Below are 1,101 nucleotides of genomic sequence, written 5' to 3'. Positions count from 1 at the left end.
TCGCCGACGCTCGAGGGACCTGGCCGGCCTTCAGCGATATCGCTGAGGCCCGCGGATATCGGGCTGTTCACTCTGTTCCTATACGGTTTGGTTCGCAGAGGTTGGGCGCGTTGAATCTGTTCTTGGCAGAGCCCGGCGGATTGAGCGGCCGCGATGCAGAATTGGCTGAGGCGATGGCCCTGTATGCCGCGAACAGTGTTGAGCAGCACAGGAAGCTCCATAGCCACATCGCCGTTCGGGACCAGATGAAAGTAATGCTTGAGGATCGAGTACTCATCGAGCAAGCCAAAGGCGCCCTCGCCCAGCGTTACGGTGTGCCCATGGATGAGGCGTTTGGTCTGCTGCGGGCCGAGGCCCGCAGAATGCATGCGAGTCTGCGCGATACCGCAGCAAAAATCGTTGTTCGGACGCTCGGTGATGGCCAGCAAAAAATGATCAGCTAGCTGTACCGCCCAGGGAATGAGTTTGGGGGTGCTTGGCGTGATTTGGGGTCATTCCGGCGCCTATTTGTCTTCGCTGGGCGGATTGTTGAATCGCACCGGAAGGCGGGATACGTAGAACGCTTCCCAGTTCACGTTGACGTTGAAAGGGTCATCCGCAGTGGCTCGGAGGGGGTCACGGGTGATCGTGAAATCTCCCTCATCGATGAGGATGACCAGGGCTTCACGGATGGACTGTGGATCGGCCCCCAGCTTTTGGGCGAGCTCTTCTATTGTTGTCGACAACGAGTTGATCGAGTAGGGCTGTTCTGGTTTGAAGAGCGCAATAATCTGCTGGGACATTTCTTGGTGTAATTGGTTCCAGCGAAGCTGTGCCTCCGTCTCGCGGCGTGGTTCGGTCAGGGGCAGGACTTCCTCCGGCAGGGGAGCGGCCGGATTGATGGAATACTGGCCATCGGCCAGGACTGTCACCTGTGCGGCAGTCATGAAATCCAGCAGGTCGGCCAGAGTGCGAATAGCTGCCAGGCCCAGGTGCGAGCTAAAGACCTCGAGCTCGGCAATCTCTTCTATCCGAGTCGCTTGGGCCTGGGCGTTGACGACCTCAGCGCTACGGCGGGGTCCGTCACTGACGAGGGGGATGCCCTCGGAGTTTTCATCGAGC

The 1,101-nt window shown here is 59.0% G+C and carries 2 protein-coding genes; one reads left to right on the top strand and one right to left on the bottom strand.

What is annotated here, in order from left to right:
• On the top strand, nucleotides 1-443 hold a 443-nt coding region (locus tag C3B61_RS19105), incomplete at its 5' end, for a GAF and ANTAR domain-containing protein (protein WP_208858866.1).
• Nucleotides 444-503: 60 nt separating this feature from the next.
• Here C3B61_RS19105 and C3B61_RS19820 read toward each other — a convergent pair.
• Nucleotides 504-1,101: DUF6042 family protein (locus C3B61_RS19820; protein ID WP_165791230.1), on the bottom strand; the 598-nt coding region annotated here is incomplete at its 5' end.

Origin of the sequence: Cryobacterium zongtaii, from assembly GCF_002909375.1 — a bacterium.
GTDB lineage: Bacteria > Actinomycetota > Actinomycetes > Actinomycetales > Microbacteriaceae > Cryobacterium > Cryobacterium zongtaii.
Note: the sequence above shows the minus strand (reverse complement) of the source record. Positions and strands in the feature narration are given on the sequence as shown.